This is a genomic window from Terriglobia bacterium, from assembly GCA_020073185.1.
Lineage (GTDB): Bacteria > Acidobacteriota > Terriglobia > Terriglobales > Acidobacteriaceae > JAIQGF01.
Genome location: JAIQFT010000009.1, coordinates 40,395 through 61,349, shown reverse-complemented (window position 1 = coordinate 61,349; position 20,955 = coordinate 40,395). Strand labels below are relative to the sequence as shown.

The 20,955-nt window shown below is 62.0% G+C and carries 21 protein-coding genes and 1 pseudogene; 13 read left to right on the top strand and 9 right to left on the bottom strand.

Annotation, left to right across the window (positions count from 1 at the left end; genetic code table 11):
* The first annotated feature begins 134 nt into the window (after positions 1–134).
* The gene (gene nadA, locus LAN64_04445; GenBank protein ID MBZ5567083.1) at positions 135–1,247 is read left to right on the top strand and encodes a quinolinate synthase NadA; all 1,113 of its coding nucleotides are present in this window, start codon (positions 135–137) and stop codon (positions 1,245–1,247) included.
* A 34-nt stretch (positions 1,248–1,281) separates the two neighbouring features.
* Entirely contained in the window at positions 1,282–1,998 is a 717-nt protein-coding gene (locus tag LAN64_04440) for an AbiV family abortive infection protein (protein ID MBZ5567082.1), read from the top strand.
* 135 nt (positions 1,999–2,133) lie between these two features.
* On the opposite strand, the pseudogene LAN64_04435 reads toward LAN64_04440, so the two are convergent.
* The 4 genes and pseudogenes from LAN64_04435 to LAN64_04420 form a co-directional block, all read right to left on the bottom strand.
* Positions 2,134–2,268: pseudogene (locus tag LAN64_04435) on the bottom strand (IS481 family transposase).
* A 230-nt stretch (positions 2,269–2,498) separates the two neighbouring features.
* A complete protein-coding gene (locus LAN64_04430) occupies positions 2,499–3,062 on the bottom strand; it encodes an SH3 domain-containing protein (protein ID MBZ5567081.1) in 564 nt (187 codons plus the stop codon).
* Positions 3,063–3,576: 514 nt separating this feature from the next.
* The gene (locus tag LAN64_04425; GenBank protein MBZ5567080.1) at positions 3,577–4,953 is read right to left on the bottom strand and encodes an acetyl ornithine aminotransferase family protein; all 1,377 of its coding nucleotides are present in this window, start codon (positions 4,951–4,953) and stop codon (positions 3,577–3,579) included.
* Between the two features lie 100 nt (positions 4,954–5,053).
* Positions 5,054–5,191, bottom strand: a complete 138-nt coding sequence (locus LAN64_04420) for a hypothetical protein (protein ID MBZ5567079.1) — start codon at positions 5,189–5,191, stop codon at positions 5,054–5,056.
* A gap of 112 nt (positions 5,192–5,303) precedes the next feature.
* On the opposite strand from LAN64_04420, the gene LAN64_04415 reads away from it, so the two are divergent.
* On the top strand, positions 5,304–6,272 hold the full coding sequence (locus tag LAN64_04415; GenBank protein ID MBZ5567078.1) for an EamA family transporter: 969 nt from the start codon (positions 5,304–5,306) through the stop codon (positions 6,270–6,272).
* A gap of 159 nt (positions 6,273–6,431) precedes the next feature.
* The gene (locus LAN64_04410; protein MBZ5567077.1) at positions 6,432–6,815 is read left to right on the top strand and encodes a response regulator; all 384 of its coding nucleotides are present in this window, start codon (positions 6,432–6,434) and stop codon (positions 6,813–6,815) included.
* Here LAN64_04410 and tsaD read toward each other — a convergent pair whose 3' ends face one another.
* Positions 6,816–7,961 carry a tRNA (adenosine(37)-N6)-threonylcarbamoyltransferase complex transferase subunit TsaD gene (tsaD, locus tag LAN64_04405; protein MBZ5567076.1) on the bottom strand — a complete coding sequence of 382 codons (1,146 nt, stop codon included), beginning with the start codon at positions 7,959–7,961 and terminating at the stop codon, positions 6,816–6,818.
* Positions 7,962–8,276: 315 nt separating this feature from the next.
* On the opposite strand from tsaD, the gene LAN64_04400 reads away from it, so the two are divergent.
* The 7 genes from LAN64_04400 to LAN64_04370 all read left to right on the top strand — a co-directional run bounded on the left by LAN64_04400 (position 8,277) and on the right by LAN64_04370 (position 14,531).
* Positions 8,277–8,483 carry a DUF2283 domain-containing protein gene (locus tag LAN64_04400; GenBank protein MBZ5567075.1) on the top strand — a complete coding sequence of 69 codons (207 nt, stop codon included), beginning with the start codon at positions 8,277–8,279 and terminating at the stop codon, positions 8,481–8,483.
* Positions 8,484–8,513: 30 nt separating this feature from the next.
* On the top strand, positions 8,514–9,932 hold the full coding sequence (locus LAN64_04395; protein MBZ5567074.1) for a CCA tRNA nucleotidyltransferase: 1,419 nt from the start codon (positions 8,514–8,516) through the stop codon (positions 9,930–9,932).
* A 618-nt stretch (positions 9,933–10,550) separates the two neighbouring features.
* Positions 10,551–10,820 carry a DUF721 domain-containing protein gene (locus tag LAN64_04390; GenBank protein MBZ5567073.1) on the top strand — a complete coding sequence of 90 codons (270 nt, stop codon included), beginning with the start codon at positions 10,551–10,553 and terminating at the stop codon, positions 10,818–10,820.
* Positions 10,821–10,824: 4 nt separating this feature from the next.
* A complete protein-coding gene (gene gatC, locus LAN64_04385) occupies positions 10,825–11,169 on the top strand; it encodes an Asp-tRNA(Asn)/Glu-tRNA(Gln) amidotransferase subunit GatC (GenBank protein MBZ5567072.1) in 345 nt (114 codons plus the stop codon).
* 77 nt (positions 11,170–11,246) lie between these two features.
* Entirely contained in the window at positions 11,247–12,686 is a 1,440-nt protein-coding gene (gene gatA / locus LAN64_04380) for an Asp-tRNA(Asn)/Glu-tRNA(Gln) amidotransferase subunit GatA (protein ID MBZ5567071.1), read from the top strand.
* A gap of 67 nt (positions 12,687–12,753) precedes the next feature.
* On the top strand, positions 12,754–13,170 hold the full coding sequence (locus LAN64_04375) for a DUF1295 domain-containing protein (GenBank protein ID MBZ5567070.1): 417 nt from the start codon (positions 12,754–12,756) through the stop codon (positions 13,168–13,170).
* 41 nt (positions 13,171–13,211) lie between these two features.
* Positions 13,212–14,531: a glycosyltransferase family 39 protein gene (locus LAN64_04370; GenBank protein ID MBZ5567069.1), complete on the top strand. Its 1,320-nt coding sequence runs from the start codon at positions 13,212–13,214 to the stop codon at positions 14,529–14,531.
* Here LAN64_04370 and LAN64_04365 read toward each other — a convergent pair.
* The 3 genes from LAN64_04365 to LAN64_04355 all read right to left on the bottom strand — a co-directional run bounded on the left by LAN64_04365 (position 14,503) and on the right by LAN64_04355 (position 18,256).
* Entirely contained in the window at positions 14,503–16,257 is a 1,755-nt protein-coding gene (locus LAN64_04365) for a VWA domain-containing protein (protein ID MBZ5567068.1), read from the bottom strand. The genes LAN64_04370 and LAN64_04365 overlap by 29 nt on opposite strands.
* 224 nt (positions 16,258–16,481) lie before the next feature.
* Positions 16,482–17,435, bottom strand: coding sequence for a VWA domain-containing protein (locus tag LAN64_04360; protein ID MBZ5567067.1), 954 nt, complete (start codon positions 17,433–17,435; stop codon positions 16,482–16,484).
* A complete protein-coding gene (locus LAN64_04355) occupies positions 17,339–18,256 on the bottom strand; it encodes a VWA domain-containing protein (GenBank protein MBZ5567066.1) in 918 nt (305 codons plus the stop codon). Before LAN64_04355 ends, LAN64_04360 begins: the two co-directional genes overlap by 97 nt.
* A 345-nt stretch (positions 18,257–18,601) precedes the next feature.
* Here LAN64_04355 and LAN64_04350 point away from each other — a divergent pair, with 345 nt between their 5' ends.
* Together LAN64_04350 and LAN64_04345 are read left to right on the top strand one after the other, a co-directional pair.
* Positions 18,602–18,757 carry a hypothetical protein gene (locus LAN64_04350; protein ID MBZ5567065.1) on the top strand — a complete coding sequence of 52 codons (156 nt, stop codon included), beginning with the start codon at positions 18,602–18,604 and terminating at the stop codon, positions 18,755–18,757.
* A gap of 444 nt (positions 18,758–19,201) precedes the next feature.
* The gene (locus tag LAN64_04345) at positions 19,202–19,627 is read left to right on the top strand and encodes a hypothetical protein (GenBank protein ID MBZ5567064.1); all 426 of its coding nucleotides are present in this window, start codon (positions 19,202–19,204) and stop codon (positions 19,625–19,627) included.
* Between the two features lie 130 nt (positions 19,628–19,757).
* Here LAN64_04345 and LAN64_04340 read toward each other — a convergent pair whose 3' ends face one another.
* On the bottom strand, positions 19,758–20,861 hold the full coding sequence (locus tag LAN64_04340) for a lactonase family protein (protein ID MBZ5567063.1): 1,104 nt from the start codon (positions 20,859–20,861) through the stop codon (positions 19,758–19,760).
* Positions 20,862–20,955: the final 94 nt, after the last annotated feature.

The following is a 20,955-nucleotide window of genomic DNA, read 5'->3' as shown; positions in this document are numbered from 1 at the left end:
CAATTAAGACCAGCGGCTTCAACAACCCCGTAGGTCGGGCCAGCAACCGGGCAGTGGATCTACTGGAGCCCAAGGATGCTTTCAACATCCCCGTTCAGCGCGCTCAACGCGCGGGACTGAAAGCGAGTTCAAAAGTGGCAACAGTAATTGCTTCCAGTTGCAGGCTGGACAACTATCTTGTCCTGCCCGATACCTCGATGGACGAGCGCATCGCCGCCGCCAAGCGCGAACTGGGCGAGGACTGCGTCATCCTGGGACATCACTACCAGCGCGACGAGGTGATCCGGTTCGCGGACCACACCGGCGATTCCTACAAGCTTTCCAAAATGGCGGCGCAGGCGCGCGGCCAGTACATCGTCTTCTGCGGCGTACATTTCATGGCGGAAAGTGCCGACGTGCTCAGCCGTCCCGACCAAGTGGTGGTTCTGCCCGACTTGAACGCCGGCTGTTCCATGGCCGACATGGCCGAAATCACCCAGGTGGAAGACTGCTGGGAGCAACTGGCCGCCCTGGGCCTGACCAGCGACGCGGGCGAGGGCATGACGCCGATCACCTACATGAATTCCACGGCGGCGATCAAGGCGTTTTGCGGCGAGCGCGGCGGGCTGGTGTGCACGTCGTCGAATGCGCGCGGCGCGTTCGAGTGGGGATTCGCCAAGAATGGAAAAATCCTTTTCCTGCCCGACCAGCACCTGGGACGCAATACCGGCTACGCGATGCAGATACCGCTCGGTGAGATGGTGGTGTGGGACCCGTTCCTGCCGCAGGGCGGGCAAAGCAAGGACCGGCTGCGCGCGGCCCGCGTAATCCTGTGGAAGGGCCACTGCTCGGTGCATCAGCGCTTCCTGCCGGAGCACGTGGATAAGGTGCGCGCGAAATATCCCGGCATTCAGGTCATCGTGCATCCCGAGTGCCGGCTGGAGGTCTGCCAGAAGGCGGACGGCATCGGCTCGACCGAGAAGCTGATCAAGATGGTGGAGCAGGCGCCCGCGGGCTCGAAATTTGCCATCGGCACGGAGATACACCTGATCAACCGGCTGGCCAAGCAAGTGGCGCCGGAGAAGACGGTGATCACCCTTGACGATTCCGGTTGCCTGTGCACCACCATGTTCCGCATCTCGCCGCAGCATTTGTGCTGGGCGCTGGAAAACCTGGTGGACGGCAACGTGGTGAACCGCATCCAGGTCGCGGACGAGGTGAAGCGCTGGGCGCGGGTGGCGCTGGACCGGATGCTGGAAATTCAGTGAGCCACCGGTTGCGAGTTCCGAAGTATTTCTGGCAATGACGGGCAACAAGCAAAATTCGAGCGGAGTAGACAAGGTGCTTTTGGCCGAACTTGCGCGAGGAGCGCAAATCACGTTCGCAAATGGTGAAGCTCTCTACAACGAGGCATCTTTTCTGCGGGGACAGGGAAGGTTGAGTCGCGCGCTGTTCCTGCATCAGATTTCGTTAGAAGAGTGTGCAAAGATCGAAATCTTGGGAGCATTTGCCACCAGCCTGCTGATGGGCCACGACGTTGATTTTGAAAAGGTACAGAAGGGTTTGGCAAGCCATGCTCACAAGAACCGCACCAACGCATACTCCTTAAACGCATCCGCAGAAGAAGAGAGTGCGAAACAGGCTGGAGACTTCGACGCCGCCCTTACCGCTTTTAAGCAAATGCAGAAAGCATTTCATCTGAAGGCCAATACCGCAAAAAACGCCGCATTATATGTCGATTTCAAAGACCAGAAATTTGTGGCACCGGATGAGTGCATCACACTTGAAATGGCCGCAGAGATTGCTGCGCTAAATGAAGAGTTCTTGGGATTGAGTTCTCCGAAGATTGAAATGCTGCAAAAATGGCTGGAAAATCCTGTAGTTCCTGCCGATGACGCCAAATATTTTGAGAAACGTATTGAAGAGCTAGCGACCGAGCACCCCAATGACCCCTCGAAGGCCCTCGAGCTTGTAATGAAGGAAATGCTGGAACGTATACGACAAAGACCCTGCAAATAGCTGTAATAGCTCAGACTTGATCTGACACTCCGGTTAACTGCAAGCAGCCGCATCCGCGGCCGCGCCGTCGCCTGCGCTTCGCTGCGCAGGGCTCCGCTCCGGCGCCGGCGCTGGACTCAAGTGGGAGTCCAGCATTTTCTCCCGCGCCAAGGAAAGCGAATCCAAGAAGGTCTGCATCGGCGTCTTGCCGTAGCAGTACTTGCCCGAGTGCGGGCGTGTCCGATTGTAGTCGTCAAGCCAGTCATCCAGATCCACCTGCAACTCCTCCAGCAAGCCTTGGCCAGGACATGCTGCCTGCTTGGGTGCAGATTCCCTCTTTGGAATGACCCACATCTGCCAAAGGCGGGCAGATGTGGGGCACCAGGCTCCAGTTCGCCCACCCAGCGCCTGCACCCAACCGTATGCCCGGATGTGGTGATAAGGCATATCGAATCCCCGTTTTTTTGCAGAGCAGCCCAACGCCAATACCGAAGGCCTATCAGTGCTGTCGCGGAACGGGATCACTTGAAACCAAACTCTACGGAAGCTCCGGGCGGAAACTTTACGTCAATCGTGAAGCCCGACAAGACAACTGGCCCCTGCGAGTACTTCGCGCGCATCTTCTGAAGCTGGCGAATGATTTTTTCAACCGCCATGTCAAATGCTGCCTGCGCTGTAGCCTGCACCGCGATCGCCTGGGATTCGACCCAGCCGGTCTTATTGTCCTGGCCAACAACAAGCACCCAATCACCGCGCTCCTTCAATACTTGAGCTGCTTCCCCATGCTTAAACTGCGCCGTGTTCTTTGCTGCAACCATCGGCTGCGCTTTCGCTTCGGAGTCTAGCCGCAGGTACGCCATTTGCTTGCCGTCCTGCGCGGGCTGCTCTGCGACCCGAAGTTGCTGAACGAGGCTGTTTAACTCACCCAAATCTTTCGAGAGTTCTTTGACATTGTCCTGTTGTTGCGCTTGTTGTCCGAGCGCGGGGAGCGACAGACAAACCGCAACAATGGCGAAAATTAGTCGCGACATAATTTTGAAGTGCCTCCCATTCAGATTGTGTGGGTTGCGAATGACAACCTTCATTGTGTGGCTATGACATTCGGCTGCAGATTATGTGGCATTCTTGTAGACGGGAAGCATTTTTTTGTCCGTGTTCTACTTTCAGAACAAAACCGGCTCGCCGCTCGCGCAACAGGTTTAATTCCCGAAAACGAACACTCCGAAAGCACGATTTCAGCTGCCGCGATGCGCATGCCCCACGCCGCACGCACGCGCAGCACCTACTCCGCCCGCTCGCACTTCCCCGTGACCATTCACACCGCATGTGACGCGGTCGAAACGCACGCCATAGCGCTCGCACCCGCATAAACGGCGAAACCTGCCGCGGCGCACACGCCGGGCCAGGTGTGTACACATCTACATCCAATACACACTATCCCTACAGACGTTTGACTCAGTTTTCGACCCACGTGTAATATCCACGTCCGATTTTCCACTGCGTTGGCGGTCAAGCAGCGCAGCGGGTAAACAAAAGCCCGGCCAATTAGCCGGGCTAATCTTTCCATTCTTCATTCTGCATTCTTAATTCTTCATTTCCTCAAGCCTTGCCGGGCTGGGCGTCTTTTGAGCTGTTGTCCACAGCCTGAATGCACTCTTCCAGGGTATCCAGTCCGATGTCCGCCTGCTCCTTGGTGATAACGAGCGGCGGGCAGATGCGGACGGAGTTCTCTCCGGCCCCGAGGAACAGGCAGCCCTTCGCGAAGGCCATTTCGACGACCTTGTCGCGAGCCGGTCCGGCGGGCGCCTTGCTCTGCTTATCGGTGACCAGTTCCACGCCGATCATCAGGCCGCGACCGCGCACGTCGCCCACAAGCTCGTACTTCTGCGGCCACGCGCTGATGCGCTGCATGATGTGACGGCCGATGGTCTCGGCGTTAGCGATCGCCTCGCGCTCGAGAACGTTGATCGTCGCCAGAGCCGCAGCAATGCAAACCGGATTGCCGCCAAAGGTGGAGGCATGCGAGCCGGGCACCCAGTCCATGATGTCTTTCTTCGTGATGGTCACGCCCAGCGGCATGCCGGAGGCGATGCCCTTGGCGATGCAGACGATGTCGGGCTCAACCCCGGCGTGCTGGATCGCCCACCACTTGCCGCTGCGCCCGGAGCCGCACTGCACTTCGTCGGCGACGAGAAGGATGCCGTGCCGGTCGCAGATGCGGCGCAGTTCGACCAGGAATTCCGGTGGGGCGACGACGTAGCCGCCTTCGCCCTGGATGGGTTCCACGAAAATGGCCGCCACTTCCTCCGGCGGAAGCGTGGTCTTCAGTACTTTCTGCTCGATGAAGCGCGCGCACTCCACCGCGTACTCCACCGGATCAGTGCCCTTGGGACAGCGGTAAACGTTGGGATACGGGACGTGCGTGACGCCGGGCATGAGCGGGAAAAAGCGGCGGCGCTGCTGCACCTTCGATGAGGTCAACGACAGCGCGCCCATGGTGCGGCCGTGGAACGCTCCGTAGAAGGCGATGATGTTCTGGCGCCGGGTGTGGTAGCGCGCCACCTTGATGGCCGCCTCGACCGCCTCCGCGCCGGAGTTGCCGTAGTAGAAGCGGTGCGGGCCTTTCATGGGCGCGACCGCCGAAAGCCGCTCGGCCAGCGTGATCATGTTCTCGTAATAGAAATCCGTGCCCGACATGTGGATCAATTCCGCCGCCTGCTTTTGGATGGCAGCGACCACCTCGGGATGGCAGTGACCGGTAGAGACCACGGCGATCCCGGCGGAAAAGTCCAGAAACTCGTTGCCGTCAACGTCCTCGACGACAACGCCGCGGCCGCGCTTGGCGACCAAGGGATAAGAACGCGTGTAGGAGGGCGAAACGTACGTCTTGTCGCCTTCCAGTACGCGCCGGGCATTAGGACCGGGCAGGTCGGTGCGAATATGGGGCCCGGCCGGGATCGTAATTGTGCTTGGCATGATTTCCTCCCGTCTTCTGTGTTGCTGGGACAAGTTCTGCAACCAGGCCGTGACGCTGAGTCCGGACTGGTTCGGAGTACCGGGCGCGGAGGAAATCTGCCTAGTCGCCGCCAAACAAATTGGGGCGGGAGTTAGAAGGAACCAGGTTCAGCCCGGTGCGCGGTCGGGTCAGGATGAGGCGCAGACCGCAGGGTGGAGCAGCCTCGATTTTGCCGTGATGCTTGGCGTAGCGGGACATACAACCCCCGGCGTCATTATAGACCCGGGGCTGCGGCGGCGTAACCCCTCAGAGTAGGAGCGGCGGGGGTTACGAAAGTGATGATCTGGTATCGTAACTTTTTCACCCCATCATGCCGCACGAGCGCCAGCACCGCCTCCGAGTCGCCTTTGCGTTTGCGCTGGTGTACGTGTTTTGGGGCTCGACGTACCTGGGCATCGGCATCGCCGTGGAGCACATCCCGCCGCTGCTGATGACCGGCACGCGCTTTCTGATTGCCGGCCTGCTGATGCTGGCCTGGTGCGCGATCACGGGCCGAAAGATCCGGGTGACGCTGGCCGAACTGGTGCGGCTGGGCATCATTGGCGCGCTGTTGCTCTCGGTGGCCAATCCTGTCCTGGCGCGCGCCGAGGAAGTCGTGCCCACCGGCCTGGCGGCGCTGATTGTTTCCATGACGCCGCTGTGGTTTCTGTTGATTGACACTTGGATGTTCCGGGGCGACCACGTTTCTCGCCGTGGGACGATCGGCCTGTTTCTGGGGATTGCCGGAATTGTGGTGTTACTGTGGCCCAAGTTGCGCGCTATGTCGTCCAGCCCCTTGGACCGGCGCGTGCTGCTGGCCGCGCTCACCTTGCCGCTGGCCTCGTTTTCCTGGGCGCTGGGCTCCGCGCTCTCGAAGCGCTGGCAGGAGGGCATTGACGCCTTTGCCGCCACGGGTTGGCAGATGGCCATTGCCGGCGGGCTGAATCTCTGCCTGGCGCTGGCTTTGGGAGATCCGTGGCGGGCGCACTGGACGCTGTCGGGCATCGGAGCCATTGCCTACCTGATCGTGTTCGGCTCGTGGGTGGGATACAGCGCCTACATCTGGCTGCTGCAGAACGTCCCCATGCCGAAGGTAGCGACCTATGCCTACGTCAATCCGGTGGTGGCAGTATTCCTGGGTTGGCTGGTGTTACGCGAAACGGTGGACCGCTACATTCTCGCTGGGTCGGTGATCATCGTGGGCGCGGTGGCGCTGGTCACCAGCGCGAAGGTGAGGTCGAAGGCCGGGGTTGAGGTTCCCGCAACCGAACTGCCGGTCGTGGAAGGCACGGGGGATTGACCCTTTCGAATTGGGGTCGCGGTCTAGTACTAAAGTAATGCCCGCATCCGGGTTGTTATCTTGTTGCTGGCTAGCCCGTTTGATACTTTCCGGACTAGCCCCCAGGATACATCGCCGCCAGGCGCGCAGTTACGCGTTTACGAGGCCAGACAGCCGACTATGCCGCAACAAATCGCACTCGTGGTGGATGATTCCATGCTGATCCGGCATGCCGTCTGTCGCTTTCTGGAGCAGCGCGGCTTCGCGGTGGCGTCGGCAACCAATGGCCTGGAGGCGATACAGATCCTCGACAGCGTCCTGCCCGACCTCATCGTCACCGACCTGATGATGCCCAAGATGACAGGCAGCGAACTGATTACCGCGGTCAAGAAGAATCCCGTAACGGCGCGCGTTCCCGTCTTGGTGCTGGCGGGCCGGAGCAGCGCGCGCGCAATGAAGCCGGAAGGCCGTGCCGATTACGTGATTTACAAGGACATTGACATCGAAGAGCAGCTCGCCAAGGGGCTGGCGATCACGCTCGGCCAATCCGCGACCGTAAGTTAGTCAGCGCAGTTGCAGACCTGCCTCGGCCGAAAGCTCGGGTTCGGCAAAATCATGCGACAGAAATTTCGGATACGCCGCGGCGGCGATCATGGCGGCGTTGTCGGTGGAGAGCGGCCGGGAAGGGAAGAACACCGGCAGCCCTTCCTGCGCAGCCTTCTCTTGGAAGCGGTGCCGCAGTTCGCTGTTAGCGGCAACCCCGCCGGTCACGAACAGCGTGGCGGCATCGTAGGCGCGCGCTGCGGCCAGCGTTTTTTCGGCAAGGTCGCCAATCACCGCGTGCTGGAACGACGCGACAAGATCGAGCGTCATCGGATCGGAGAAACGTAACACCTCTTCGGTGGTGGGCTTGGGAATCTGGGCGAGGGCGGCGCGGCGGGCGTCAATGACGCGCTGCATGTGGTGGGTTTCGGCATAGCGCAGAACGGCAGTCTTGATGCCGCTGAAGGAAAAATCAAAGTGCGGGCGCTCGTCCGCGGCAGTGCCGCGATCCTTGCGGTCGCGGTGCTTGATCTGCGCGAAGGTGAACTTCACCGCCTGGGGATTGCCGTGCGCCGCTAGCTGGTTGATGATTGGCCCGCCGGGATAACCAAGCCCGAGCAGCTTGGCGACCTTGTCGAAAGCTTCGCCGGCGGCATCGTCACGGGTGTGGCCGATGTTCTGGTACGTCCAGCTCTGGCTGCGCTGCTCGGCCAGATACAGGTGCGTGTGCCCGCCCGAAACCACCAGCGCGAGCAACGGAAACCGCATGTCGCGGTTCCCTTTTTGCCGCTCCTCCAGGAGCACGGCGTGGATGTGGCCTTCGAGGTGATTGACGGCAATCAGCGGCTTGTCCAGCGCATAGGCCAGCGCCTTGGCGAAGCTGATGCCCACCAGCAACGCGCCCGGCAGGCCGGGGCCGCGGGTGACGGCGATGGCATCCACGGTTTCGTAACTGCGCTCCGCCTCGGCCAGCGCGGTGCGCACCACGGGAATAACGGCCCGCAAGTGCTCGCGCGACGCCAGCTCCGGCACCACGCCGCCATAAGGCCGGTGGGTGGCAATCTGGGAAAGCACGACATTGGAGATGACCTCCTCGCCGGAGCGGACGACGGCTGCCGCGGTCTCGTCGCAGGAGCTCTCGATTCCCAGGATGTAGGTGTCGGGCATGTCTCTATACTAGCAATAGCTGCAGACGCTTGCTTGGCTGCAGCGGTTCCGGTTCGGATGAAAACGACGCGCTACTTTCGTGAGCAAGTGCTACGGAAGCGGACGTATTTGAAGGTTGAGTGGTGTGAACGGATAGTCAGCAAGCCGCTCGCACGCGAAGTACAGCCGGACGGCAGGATTCGATATTGGGGTCCAGTGCCGGAGTTGGAGGGCCGGGTCTTGCGGGTGGTGACGCTCGAGGATGGGCAGACAATCCACAATGCATTTCCCGACCGTAATTTCCGGTTAGGACCGGACCGGCGATAGGAGCATTGGATGAAGCTACACTACTATCCCGAAACTGACTCGCTCTACATCGACCTGAATGCGAGACCGAGTGTCGATTCACGCGAGATCGCGGACGGATTGGTCGTAGATTTCGACGCCGACGGCCGGGTTGTCGGTATTGATATTCAACACGCGTCGCAGAGCTTGGATTTAAGGACGCTGGAAACCGAATCGCTTCCGATGCCGAGTAGTTAGGTCACGAGCATCGATTGCAACGACGCGCTGATGTCTGACTCCGCCAAACCCGCCGCCATCGAAATCGTGCGCACGCTGCGCGAGCGCGGCTACCAGGCGTACCTGGTGGGCGGATGTGTGCGCGACCTGGTGCTCGGACGCGAACCCGCCGACTACGACGTCTCGACCAATGCCCATCCGGAAGACGTGATGCGCATTTTTCCCGAAACCTGGGCGGTGGGAGCGCAGTTCGGCGTGGTGCTGGTGCCGGTGGAGTCGGGCGATCGGGCGATCGGGCGATCGGGTGATCTAGAAGACGCTGCAGCAAACGAATCGATCGCCAGATCGTCCGATCATCCGATCACCAGATCAATTGAGGTGGCCACCTTCCGCTCCGACGGTCTCTACACCGACGGCCGCCACCCCGACCAGGTCACCTACTCCCAAGACCCGCGCGAGGACGTGCAGCGGCGCGACTTTACCATCAACGGCCTGCTGCTCGACCCAACAACCAACCAGGTGCTCGACTACGTCGGCGGGCTCGGCGATCTGCATCACCAGATCATCCGGACGATTGGTTCCCCCGAGAAGCGCTTCGACGAAGACAAGCTGCGCCTGTTGCGCGCGGTGCGCTTCGCGGCGCGCTTCGGCTACAAAATCGAACCGGAAACCATGCGCGCCATCCGGCAGGTCGCGCCCCAAATCGCGCAGGTCAGCCGCGAGCGCGTGCGCGACGAGCTCACCAAGATGCTCACCGAAGGCCATGCGCGGCGCGCCTTCGAACTGCTGGATGAACCCGGCCTGCTGCACGAGGTCCTGCCGGAAGTTGAGAAGATGAAGGGTGTGGAGCAGCCGCCACAGTTCCATCCCGAGGGCGACGTCTGGGTGCACACGTTGCTCATGCTGGAAATGCTGCCGTCGGGCGCTTCGCGCACGCTCGCCTGGGGCGCGTTGCTGCATGATGTCGGCAAGCCGCCCACGTTTCGCGTCGCGCCCGACCGCATCCGCTTCGATCATCATGTGGAGGTTGGAGTGGCGATGGCGGGGGGCATTGCGCGCCGCCTGTGCATGTCGAACGACGACACGCACCAGATTGCCGCGCTCGTCGGCCAGCACATGCGCTTTGCCGACGCGCTGAAAATGAACCCTTCGACCCTGAAACGCTTCATGCGCCAACCGCAGTTTGCCGAGCACCTGGAGATGCACCGCATTGACTGCCTCGCCAGCCACGGCGATCTTTCCATTTACGAATCTCTGCGGCAGCGGTTGGCGGAGACCCCGCCGGAGGAGATCCGTCCCCGCCCGCTGATCACCGGCCACGACCTGCTTGCCATGGACTACCGGGCCGGGCCGTTGTTTCGGGAGATCCTCGCCGCGGTGGAAGACGCGCAGCTCGAGGGACGCGTCACCACGCGCGAACAGGCAATCGAGTTGGTCCGGCGCGAATATCCCCTGGAGCGCCGTGCCTAGCTAGTGGGGGACCAGCCAGGTATAGGCCAGCACGGACAGCAGCACCAGGATCGCAAAGCTGATGTAATCCCAGACCCGAGTTTCGTTGAGCGGCGTGCGCGAATCAACGATCGGCATAAGCTACCCCCACGCAGATGGTGTCCCAAGCCTGCCCCGGTGACAACCTTACCTCCGGCCACTGTACCCGTCAGCCGGCCTTGCCCCGAGGTAACCGTCGAAGTGGAACGAAATGGCAACTAAAAGGGCACAGCTCGCGCCGTGCCCATCGTTTCCAAAGTTTGCCGCCGACTCTGCGCCGCCCCTCCCCCAAGTTGCGGCGCAGCCCGGCGGTCAAGTGATCCAACCTAGGACCTAACGGGGAACGAACCAGAGGTACGCCAGCGCCGAAAGACTCAGGATCAGGCCGAAGGTAAGGAGATCCCACACACGAGTGTCCGCGGCTTCTGCCCATGTCCTTGGCTTGTGCGTGTTCTTCATGGATTCATCCCGAAACGCATCCTACAGCGGGCGGAAAAACTTGCAAATTACGCCAGTAATCGCGCCCAGGTGACCAGTGGTAGAATCCCAGTCTCGCGAGGAGGGTGGGTGCGGAGCGCGCGCGACGGATTGCAGAAGATCGTGGTCGATGCCATACGGCGTGGACCGGCGGCGGAAGCGCCGCTGCATGGCTGGCCTCTGGCCTGCGGCGCCACGGTGGCCGCCCGTACCCGTGCACTCGGCTACAGCGAAGGCGTGCTGCACGTCGAGGTGCCGGACGCGCAGTGGCGTCGCGAGCTGCTCGCACTGGTTCCGCGTTACCTTTCCACGCTCAACCAGTTTGCCAACGTCAGGCGCATCGAGTTCGTGACCGCCCAAGAATCCGGCGGCGCCCAGCGCACCGGCAGCTAACCCGATGACCGATAACCGACAACCGATAACCGAGAAAGATGTCCTCTACGTCGCCGAGCTGGCCAACCTGGAACTCACCGACGACGAACGCGCGCGCATGGTTAAGGACTTGAATTCCATCCTGGATTATGTGGATCGCCTGAACGAGCTTGACACTTCCAACGTCGAACCCATGGCGCAGACCTCCGATCGCTACGGTATTGACGAGAGCAAAGCCGGTACGGCGCGCTTTGCGTATGCGATGCGCGAAGACAAGACCGGGCCATCGCTGCCGCGCGAAGTGGTGATGGAGAACGCGCCGGAGACGGATGGAGCGTTCTTCAAAGTGCCACGGGTGATTGAAAGATAGCCGTTGGCCATTGGTAGGAACCGATCCCAAGCATTTGCCAACGGTCAATGGCCAAGAGCCAATGGCATCAAACGCAAATGGATCTCGAAATTCTGACGGTACAATCCGCGCGCACCGCCGTCCTCGAGCGGCAGACCAGCGCGGTTGCGCTTGCGGAGAGCTTCTACAAGAAAATCGAAGCCACCGACAAGAAGATTGGCGCCTATCTCACGCTCACCCGCGAGCGCGCCCTGGAGAAAGCGGCACGCATCGACGCCATTGCCGACAAGGGCGATCCGCTGCCGCCGCTGGCCGGCGTGCCCATCGCCGTCAAAGACGTGATGGTGCTGCGCGGCGTGCGCTCCACCGCCGGCTCCAAAATCCTCAGCGATTTTGTTTCTCCATACGACTGCACCGCGGTGGCGCGCCTGGAAGCCGCAGGCGCGGTGGTGCTGGGCAAGACCAACTGCGACGAGTTCGCCATGGGCTCGTCCAACGAGAACTCCGGCTATTACCCGGCGCACAACCCGCGCGATCTGTCGCGCGTGCCCGGAGGGTCCTCGGGCGGCTCGGCGGCGGCGGTAGCGGCCGGCATGGCGGTTGCGGCGCTCGGGTCCGACACGGGCGGCTCGATTCGCCAGCCCGCTTCCTTCTGCGGCGTGGTCGGCCTGATGCCAACCTACGGACGGGTTTCGCGTTATGGCCTGATCGCGTTCGCTTCGTCGCTCGACCACATTGGGCCGCTCACCAAGACGGTCAAAGATGCGGCCATCCTGATGAAGCATATCGCCGGGCGCGACCCGTTGGATTCCACCTCGGCTGAAGTGCCGGTGCCGGATTACGAGCAGGACATCGAAAAGCCGGTACGCGGGCTCAGGCTCGGCGTTCCAAAGGAATATTTCGCCGAGGGGCTCGATCCCGAAGTTCGCGCCGCGGTGGAAGCGGCGATTCAGAAGATGGCGGAGATCGGCTGCGAGGTCGTGCCCATCTCACTGCCGCACACGCGCTACGCGATTCCCACTTATTACGTGATCGCCACCGCGGAAGCGTCGTCGAACCTGGCGCGCTTCGACGGCGTGCGCTACGGCTATCGCTCGCCGCAGGCGCGCACGCTTTCCGAGATGTACCGCCGCTCGCGCGATCGGGGCTTTGGCGCCGAGGTCAAGCGGCGCATCATGCTGGGCACATACGTGCTCAGCGCCGGCTACTACGATGCCTACTACCTGAAAGCGCAGCGGGTGCGCACCCTGCTGACGCGCGACTTCGAAGCGGCCTTCCAGTGCGTGGACGCTATTGTCACGCCCACCTCGCCCACGCCTGCATTCAAGCTGGGCGAAAAGTGCGACGATCCGCTTTCCATGTATCTCGCCGACATCTACACCGTGACCGCCGACCTTGCCGGTGTGCCGGGAATCAGCCTGCCCTGCGGTGAGTCGAAGGCGGGCCTGCCGATCGGGTTGCAGATTCTCGGACGCCACTTTGACGAGGGCACCGTCATCCGCCTGGCGCACGCCTACGAGCGCGCCCGCGCCGGCTAGGCGAAAGCGCCCGTTGATAGATTGGCGCGACCGCGTCGGCCTGATCGCCCGTCGTTAGAATGCCCAAGTGAAACGCAGCGCAAAATTCGTCACAATTGTTCCGATGGCCGCCATTGCGGCGGTCATGATCGTCGGGGCGAGGTCGCCGTGGACGCCCATGCGGCTGGCAGGGGGCGTGCTCGCTGTGTTTGGCTTTGCCCTGCTGACGATTGCTCGCGTTCAGCTTGGCAACGCGTTCTCCATCACGCCGCAGGCGAACATCCTGGTGACCCATGGGATATATAGCCGCATTCGCCACCCGGTGTACGTATTCAGCGCTATCGGCATCGCGGGATTGTTCCTGTATCTCGACATGCCCAAACTTCTTGTCCTGCTGGTGCTTGTGATACCTCTGCAAGTAGTGCGGGCACGACGGGAAGAGCGCGTGCTGGAAGAGCGCTTCGGCGAGGAATATCGCGCCTACAAGCGCAACACCTGGTTCTGACGCGCTGCAGTTCCGTGGTAGGCTGCCCGCACGCACCCGGAATGAGCGCACCAACCCCATCCGTCGAGACCCCTCGCTCCAACGCTCACCGCGACGTCGCAGTGCGCGTGCGCGGCCGGCAAGCACGCGCGATCTTCTGGCTGGTCGTGCTCGCCTTCGCGGTGCGCATTGGCTTCATGCTGGCGGCGCATACCTACCTGTTCGCCAGCTATCGGGTGGACGACTACTCTTACCTCAACGAGACCACTTCCATCGCGCGCTCCATCGCCGAAGGACGCGGCTTCAGTTCGCCATTCAGCCCGGCATACACGGGTCCGACATCGTGGGTGGCGCCGGTGTATCCGTACCTGTGCGCAATTTTCTTTGCCGGCTTTGGCGTGCTGAGTACGAAGGCGGCGGCAGCGCTGCTGACGCTGCAAAGTCTTTTCTCGGCGTTGACCTGCATCCCCATCTTGGGCATTGGGGAGCGCACGGTCGGACGCCGCGCGGCAATCGCCGCCGCGCTGCTGTGGGCGGTGTTCCCATGGTTCAGCAAGTGGGCGGTAAGCTGGGTATGGGAGATCAGCCTCAGCACGCTCCTGTTTGCCTGCCTATTCTGGTACGCGCTGCGCCTGGCTGAACCCGCCAGCCGCATGATGTGGGTCGGCTTCGGCGCGCTCTGGGGATTCGCGCTGCTGGTGAATCCGGCGCTGCTTCCGCTTTTGCCGGCATCGCTGGTGTGGCGCGGATTCCAACTGCATCGGCGAGGGAACGAATGGGTCAAGCCCGCGATGCTGAGTTTGGCGGCATGCTTGGTCGTGATATCGCCGTGGCTGGTACGCAACCGGGTGGTATTCGGCCAATGGACGTTCCTGCGCAGCAACTTCGGGTTGGAATTCTTCCTGGGAAATACGAGCTACAGCGTCGGGCGAGGCTGGATCGGCCAGCATCCGGCGGGCAACGCCGCCGAACTCGCCCGCTACCAGGCGATGGGCGAGCCGGCGTACGTGAGCGCGAAGTTGCACCAGGCGCTGGCGTGGGTGCGCACCTCGAAGCGGGACTTCCTCAGGCTGACAGCGCGCCGCGTGGTGTACTTCTGGGACGGCAGCGCCATCGGCTACCGGCCGGCAATTGCCTGGTACTGGCTGCCGTGGAGCTTCGCCGCGCTCAGTTTCCTGCTGCTGCCGGCGATGCTGGTCGCGCACCGGCGGCAGCTCCATGCCTGGCCCTTGTTTTTTGCCGCGATTCTCCTGTATCCGCTGCCGTATTACCTCACATACAGCCAGGTGCGCTACCGGCACGTGCTGGAGCCGCTCATGCTGCTGCTGATGTGCTATGCGGCTACAGAAGCATTCACTTGGCGACGGTCAGCGGCGCCGTGATGCTTCCCAGTCGTCCGGTGAGGTTGTCGCGCACCACCAGGCGCACGGCGTACTCACCGGGCTTCAGGTCGAGATCGCTCAGATAGGTGACGCCGTACGTCGTGATCTGTTGTAAAGCGGCAGATCCGAGAGTCGCGTGAAAATTCCGTGTCGAGCGACCGGCTACTTCCGCGTTGGCAGCAGTCGCGACTGCCAGGAAGTCCAGGTCCACGGAATTGTTCTCCGCATCCACCACGCCGGCCGCCGGCGGGAGGTTGACCTCGAATTGCACTTTGCGGCTTCCCGCCTGCGTGTCTTTCCACTTCAGCGTGATGGGAAGCGCGGTGTACTCGAACGGCGAAGCCAGGGCAGTGTTCTCATCCGCTTCGCGCAACGAAGCTTTGTTGTCGGCAGCGTGGGAGACAAAAAATCCCGTGCGCGCGCGCGTCACTACCTCCGGACGGCTCACGCTGACTTGCAACTTGTGCCAGCCGGGTTTGCTGTGGGCGTGATCCAGGTAGTAGCTCAGCATGTAGTAGTGCGCGGAGTCCGCGACCGCCGCGTCGAACATCTTAGGAATGTCGTTGCGGTTATAGAAGGCCTGCCCGCCGGTGGCCTTGGCAAGGTCGTTCATGGCGAAATGATTCTCCGGCAGGTGCGATACGCCGCGTTGCAGCATGCCACTTGCCCTTTGCACACCCCTGCTACCGCGGGTCGGCCTCGCGATCATTTCGTCAAATACATCCGAGCCCGGGCCCATGTACAAGCTGCTGTTAGCGGCGAAGTCGGCATTGAAAATTCCGCGCACATCCATCGGATAGATGGCGACATTGGCGTCGGCCAGCGCTTTCATGGTGCGCTGGTAATCTTCAGCGCCCAATTTGCCCAGCCCCATCTGGCCTTGCTCGGTAATAAACGGGATTTGTCCCGTCGCCCAGATCAGCACCTTGCGTCCGGGAAGCCCCGCCACCCAAGAGGCGATCTGTCGGAGTGCGTCCAGCGTCGTCCCTACGCCCTGCGCCTGCCGCGCCCGGTTCATCGCCGTGGTCGCGTCCCTCAGGTCCTGCATCGCCGCTGCTGCCTGGGGATCGATGAAGTGGCTCAGAGCGGCGCTCTCAGCCTGGATGGAAGCGGCATCCCTGGGCGTGACCTGGTCATTGGTTGTCGGGACTGCGGTTTCCGCGACTGCGCCGACCGCGGTGACGCGCTGCAGCGCCGCGTTCAAAATGGCAGTCGAGGTGGTGAAGGCGTGCAGCATGCGCACCTGTCCGGGTTCGATGGTCACCAATCCCACTGGCTGGCTGTTCTTGATTTGCGTGCTCAGGAACTGGACGACGGCGCGGCGAGCCGTGACCAAGTCCAGCATCGGCGTGTTAACCAGGTCCAAGGCAATGATGATGACTCCGGTCGGCTGCGGTGCGCGCGTCGTCCGGCCGGCAAAGTTGGTGAATTCCGCCGCCCCTGCGGACTGCGCGTCCACAGTTTCTGGGCGCGCTGGATTCGCTGCCGGACCGATTTCCTCCACCGACGCGATCTTCTGCCGCGCGCCGTTGTCCATCAGCGTGAAATCGGACGCGGTCAAACCGCTGACATGCGACCCATGCTTGTCGCGCACAATCGCTGGCACCAGGACCAGGTCGGCGCGGCTCTTGAAGGTTGGTGTGGTGGGCTGCTGTTGTGCAGGCGCCTGGTGGCAGGTGGTAATCAGGCAAGCGGCGAGCGCGAAGCAGGAGAGTGCGTTGCGCATTGGGCGCCTCCACAGAGATTGCGCAGCCGTACTAGCCGAGAGGCCGCGTCGGGGGAACGCTAAGTAAGTATCTGCTTACATAGTACACACAGCGCACTGCTGTTCCGGCCAGAAAAAATCGCAAAGATTGCAGATTGGAACCGAAGCGGGAATCGAGGCTGTCCTCAGGCGCCCAGGGACACCCAGGTCCCGAACCCTCCAGCCTGCAAGCAAAGCAAGCCTGCTTACGGCGCGACCTTCAGCGGCGCGGTGATGCTCCCCAGCCGTCCGGTGAGGTTGTCGCGCACCACCAGGCGCACCGCGTACTCGCCGGGCTTCAGGTCGAGATCGCTCACGTAAGTTAGCCCGAATTTCTGGATTTGTTCCTGCGCTTGCGGCTTCAGTTGCGACTTGATGCTTTTAGAGGATTGCCCGGCCACATCGCGGCCGCCACCAAAAGCGGTCGCAATCACATCCAAGTCCAAAGTGTTGAGGTCCTTGCCGATGAGTTCGGAGGAAGCGGGAATATAAACCTCAAAGCGTACATGGCGCTTATCGCCGCGGGCGGTTGTATCCATCCATTTCAGGTTGACCGGCAAAGCGGTGTATTCGAAGGGCGAGGAAAGCGCCGTGACTTCATCCTGCTGCTTGGTGGACGAAGAATCCTGGGCCGGTTTGTCCACAAAAAAGCCGTTGCGGGCGTGCACCGTGGCGTCTTGGTGGTGGACGCTCACCTTCAGCTTATGCCATCCCGGCTTGGCGTGGTTGCGGTCGAGGTAGTAGCTGAGCATGTAGTAGCGTGAGGAGTCGGTGGCCGCATCGTCCAGCACGCGGGGAATGTCGTTGCGGTTGTAGTAGGCCCTGCCCCCGGTCAGGCCGGCGAAGTAATTCATGGCCTCATGCGCGTCCTCCATGTGCGTGACCCCGACTTGCAGCGACTGGCTGCGGCGGGCGATGCCGGTGGGCGAAGCATCCAAGGATTCGGCGATCGTTTGTTGCTGCTGCCGGGTGGGATCCACATAGCCCTTTACGTACATCGTCGAAGGCACGACACCGCGTACATCCACCGGATAGATCGCCACGTTGGCGTCGGCCAGCGCTTTCATGGTGCGCTCATACTCCTCCATGCCCAGCCTGCCCAATGCCATCGTCCCCTGCCCGGATACGAATGGGATGTCGCCGGTGAGCCACACCAGCACCTTGCGTCCGGAACGCCGGCTACCCAGCTCGCAATCTGGCGCAGGGATTCCAGCGCGGTTGCGATGTTCTGGTCGGTGCGACCCGCCGTCGCTGCCAGGTAAGACTGGGACATCTGCACGCGCGCACCGGAGATGAAATTCGCCATCAGGATCATGGCGGCCTGGTTTGGGCTGAGGCCGTCGCTCGCCAGCAGATTCGCGGTCTGATTGAATATCCGCTGGTCCTTCAGCGCTGACTGTTGTGCCTCAATCGGCCGTTGCGTTGCCGGCGCGCTCGCGAGCGCAGTCACATTTTGCAGGGCGGAGCTCAATACAGTCGGCGAAGTGGTGAACGAGTGCAGCAGTCGCACGCCTCCCGACTCCACGGCCACCAGCGCCATGGTGCGGTTCGGACTCATGTGGGACGCCACAAAACCGAGTATCGCCCGCCGCCCCTGTTCGGTATCGACGAACGGAGCGTTCACCAGGTCAATAACGAAAATCAGCAGTTCCTTGGGTTGGCTCGGGTTCGCAAGTTGGTTGGTGAAGACGATCCCGCGTTTTACATCCGAGGCAAGATCGGGAGGCGGTTCGGGAACGGACTTGTCGGATGTGATCTCCTCCAGGGCAGCAATCTTCTGCCGGCCGCCGTTGTCCTCCAAGATGAAGTCGTCTGCCTTCAGACCGGAAACGTGTTTGCCCTCTTTGTCGTGGACCACCACCGGAACCAGCACCAGATCGGTGCGGCTTTTGAACGTTGGCGTCTGCGACGAATTCTGGGCCGCAGCGGAAATGACCATGGACATTATGAGAGCGGGAACAAGAAACCGCGTGGAACGCATACAAAAACCTCCCAACATGTTGCGCATGAAATACTACACGAAGGTGGTAGGATTCGTGCGCCCAATGGCCGCGGCGGAGTTAGAATGGGCGTGCGGAGGTGTGCGATGCGCGCCGCCAGAAGTGTGGCCCTCGTTCTGTTTGTCGTCGTTGCCGCAATCTCCGGAGTAGCCCAACGCTCTGGTGTTCCGCTAAGCGTCTACGCTCGCAGGTTTACCCTTCCCGCCAAGCCGGACACGCCGCGCTTCCAGTTCCAATGGCCGCAGAATCCGACGTTCGCAACCCAGCCGCCTCCCAAGATGCGCAGGTTCAATGTGCCATTCGTTGGGGCTCGGCGAGTCCGACCGGTGCCTGCTGAAGAAGACAACGTCTGTTACACCGTGCGCAGCTATTTCTACGCGCGTGCGAGCCGCGATTCCGACGTCACCGTGCCGGTGGGATACAGCGTCTGCACACCCTCCTCGAAGTTCCAGGTGAAAGGCGCCGACTTGCCGGCGCGATAGCGCTTCGGCCGCCCGCCGCGATGAACATTCGGATGTGACGCCGGTCACACTGATGCATGACGTACGAACTAGCGGCGCCCCCGCCCTGCTGTTACTCTGCACCTACAACTGAATGCGTGCGCGCCGTTGCCATCCTCACCCCACATATCTCGGCGCGCACGTTTTTTTTTGCACAGTACATTTCCCATCCGGCGCGCAAGTTGCCACCCTCTGACGCTTGTTGACGCGTGCAGCCCGCGAGCCGGTTGCGTAAGCTGGCAGTTGTCACTTCGTGTGCGCGAGGACCCTGGCCGCGCTTGCCCCACGGGCACCGAACACCGCCGGGGTCTTTGCGTCCTGGAAAGGTGAATTTCCCCACCGGTCGCGCTACACTGGCGCTTACAGTCCCCGTAGCAATCCCCATTTCGCGATTACGCCGGCAGGCGTGTCCGACAGGAGGTCGGCATGTCAGACAGGAAATACCGGCAGCACGGATACATGGACCGCGGCGACAAGCCCGAGGCCCGCGCTCCTGGCCAGCCACGGCTGAAGAAGGACGAGACCTTCGGGCCGCGCCCGCTTAACCTGCCCGGAGCGCGCACCCTTTCGCGCTGCGCGCAATGCGGGACCGTGCTGACGATGATCACCGAGCCCGTCGGCCAGTGCCCGAAGTGCGGCTTCGAGCTGCACTCCTGCAAGCAGTGCACTCATTTCGATCCGGCCGTGCGGTTCGAGTGCCGGCAGCCGGTGCCGGAACGCATCGCGCGCAAGGACACCCGCAACGGCTGTGCGCTGTTTGCCATCCGCACCACGGTCGAGCGCGAAACCTCTACGGGAGGCGTGCGCGCCGACGATGCCCGCAAGGCTTTTGAGAACCTATTCAAAAAGTAGCTGGTAGTTGGTAGCTGGGAAATCCGGTCTGAGCAGCCAATCACGAACCGCCAGACTCCGAATTACTGGCTGCCCGACTCAGTCGCCGAAACAGACGCCAGTCCCTTCGCGATACCCCATCTCGCCGGTTCTACTGCGTCGTGACGATAGAATTTGGGTTGGCTCCCGTTGCTATCTTGCCCACCGAGGTCAGCGTGCTGCCGCCGATCTTGAAAATGGAAATGGTGTTGTCGTCGAAGTTGACGACGTACACGAAAGCACCGGAGGGGTCCACATTGACGTCCGCGGGCGAGGTTCCGGCGGCGAACGGCGAGCCTGACATCGCGGCCAGAGTTCCATCGCCGTTGACCGTGAATCCGGATACATTGTTCGAATCCTGGTTGGCGGCAAACAGGAATTTTCCTGCGCCGCCGGAGGCCACGCCAACCGGCTTGGCGCCGGCTGAGATCACGGTATTGTTGATCAGCGTGAGGTCGCCGCTGTTGGCGTTGACCGCGTAATTGCAAATTCCGGTGGCGCCGTCGGCGACGAAGGCGAAGCGGCTGTTGGCGTCGATGGCGATGTCCTCGGAGGCGGCACAGGGGGCCGCTGGCACCGTGCGCACTCCCGCCGTCAGGGTCCCGTCGCCGTTGATCTTGAATACGGCGGTTCCGCCCGTGCCCAGCGCGACGTAAAGGAACCGTCCGCCGGGGTCAACCCTGGCGCGCACCGGCGTAGTGGCCAGAGCGACTGCCGAACTCACGGAGGTGAGCGTGCCGGTGCTGGTGTTGATCGCGAAAGCCGAGATGTTGCTGGAGCCACCGTTGGCGACGTACACAAAGCGTCCACCCGGGTCCACCGCCACCCAAACCGGTGTGGTGCCGGCGACATACGGAGAGCCGCTGACCTGGGTAAGTGTGCCGTCGTTGCGGTTGATGGCATAAGCGGAGAGGGTTCCGTCCTGGTTGGCGGCATAGACGAACTTGCCGGCGGAGTCGGCGCCGGCGGCGACGGTGCCGGTTCCCGCCGCGAAGGGTGAACTGCTGACCGCGCCGAGCGCGCCGCTGGAAGAATTTATGGTGTAGGCGGAAACGGAGCCGGTGCCCCCATTGGCGAAATTGGCGGCATAGGCGAATTTGGGGACCGCTCCACTGGGGTTGGGCGGAGCCGGATTCCAGAAATCGTGACCCCCGCAACCGGCCCACATCAGCAGCGCCGCGAGGAATGCCAGCGGGAGACTACGCTTAATGCTCATGGCCCTCTCCCCAAAATTCTAACAAACCGCGCGCGGCCGCGCCGAACCTGCCATCGTTCGTCCCCGCTCCATCCTACCTGAGATGTCGCTTCTG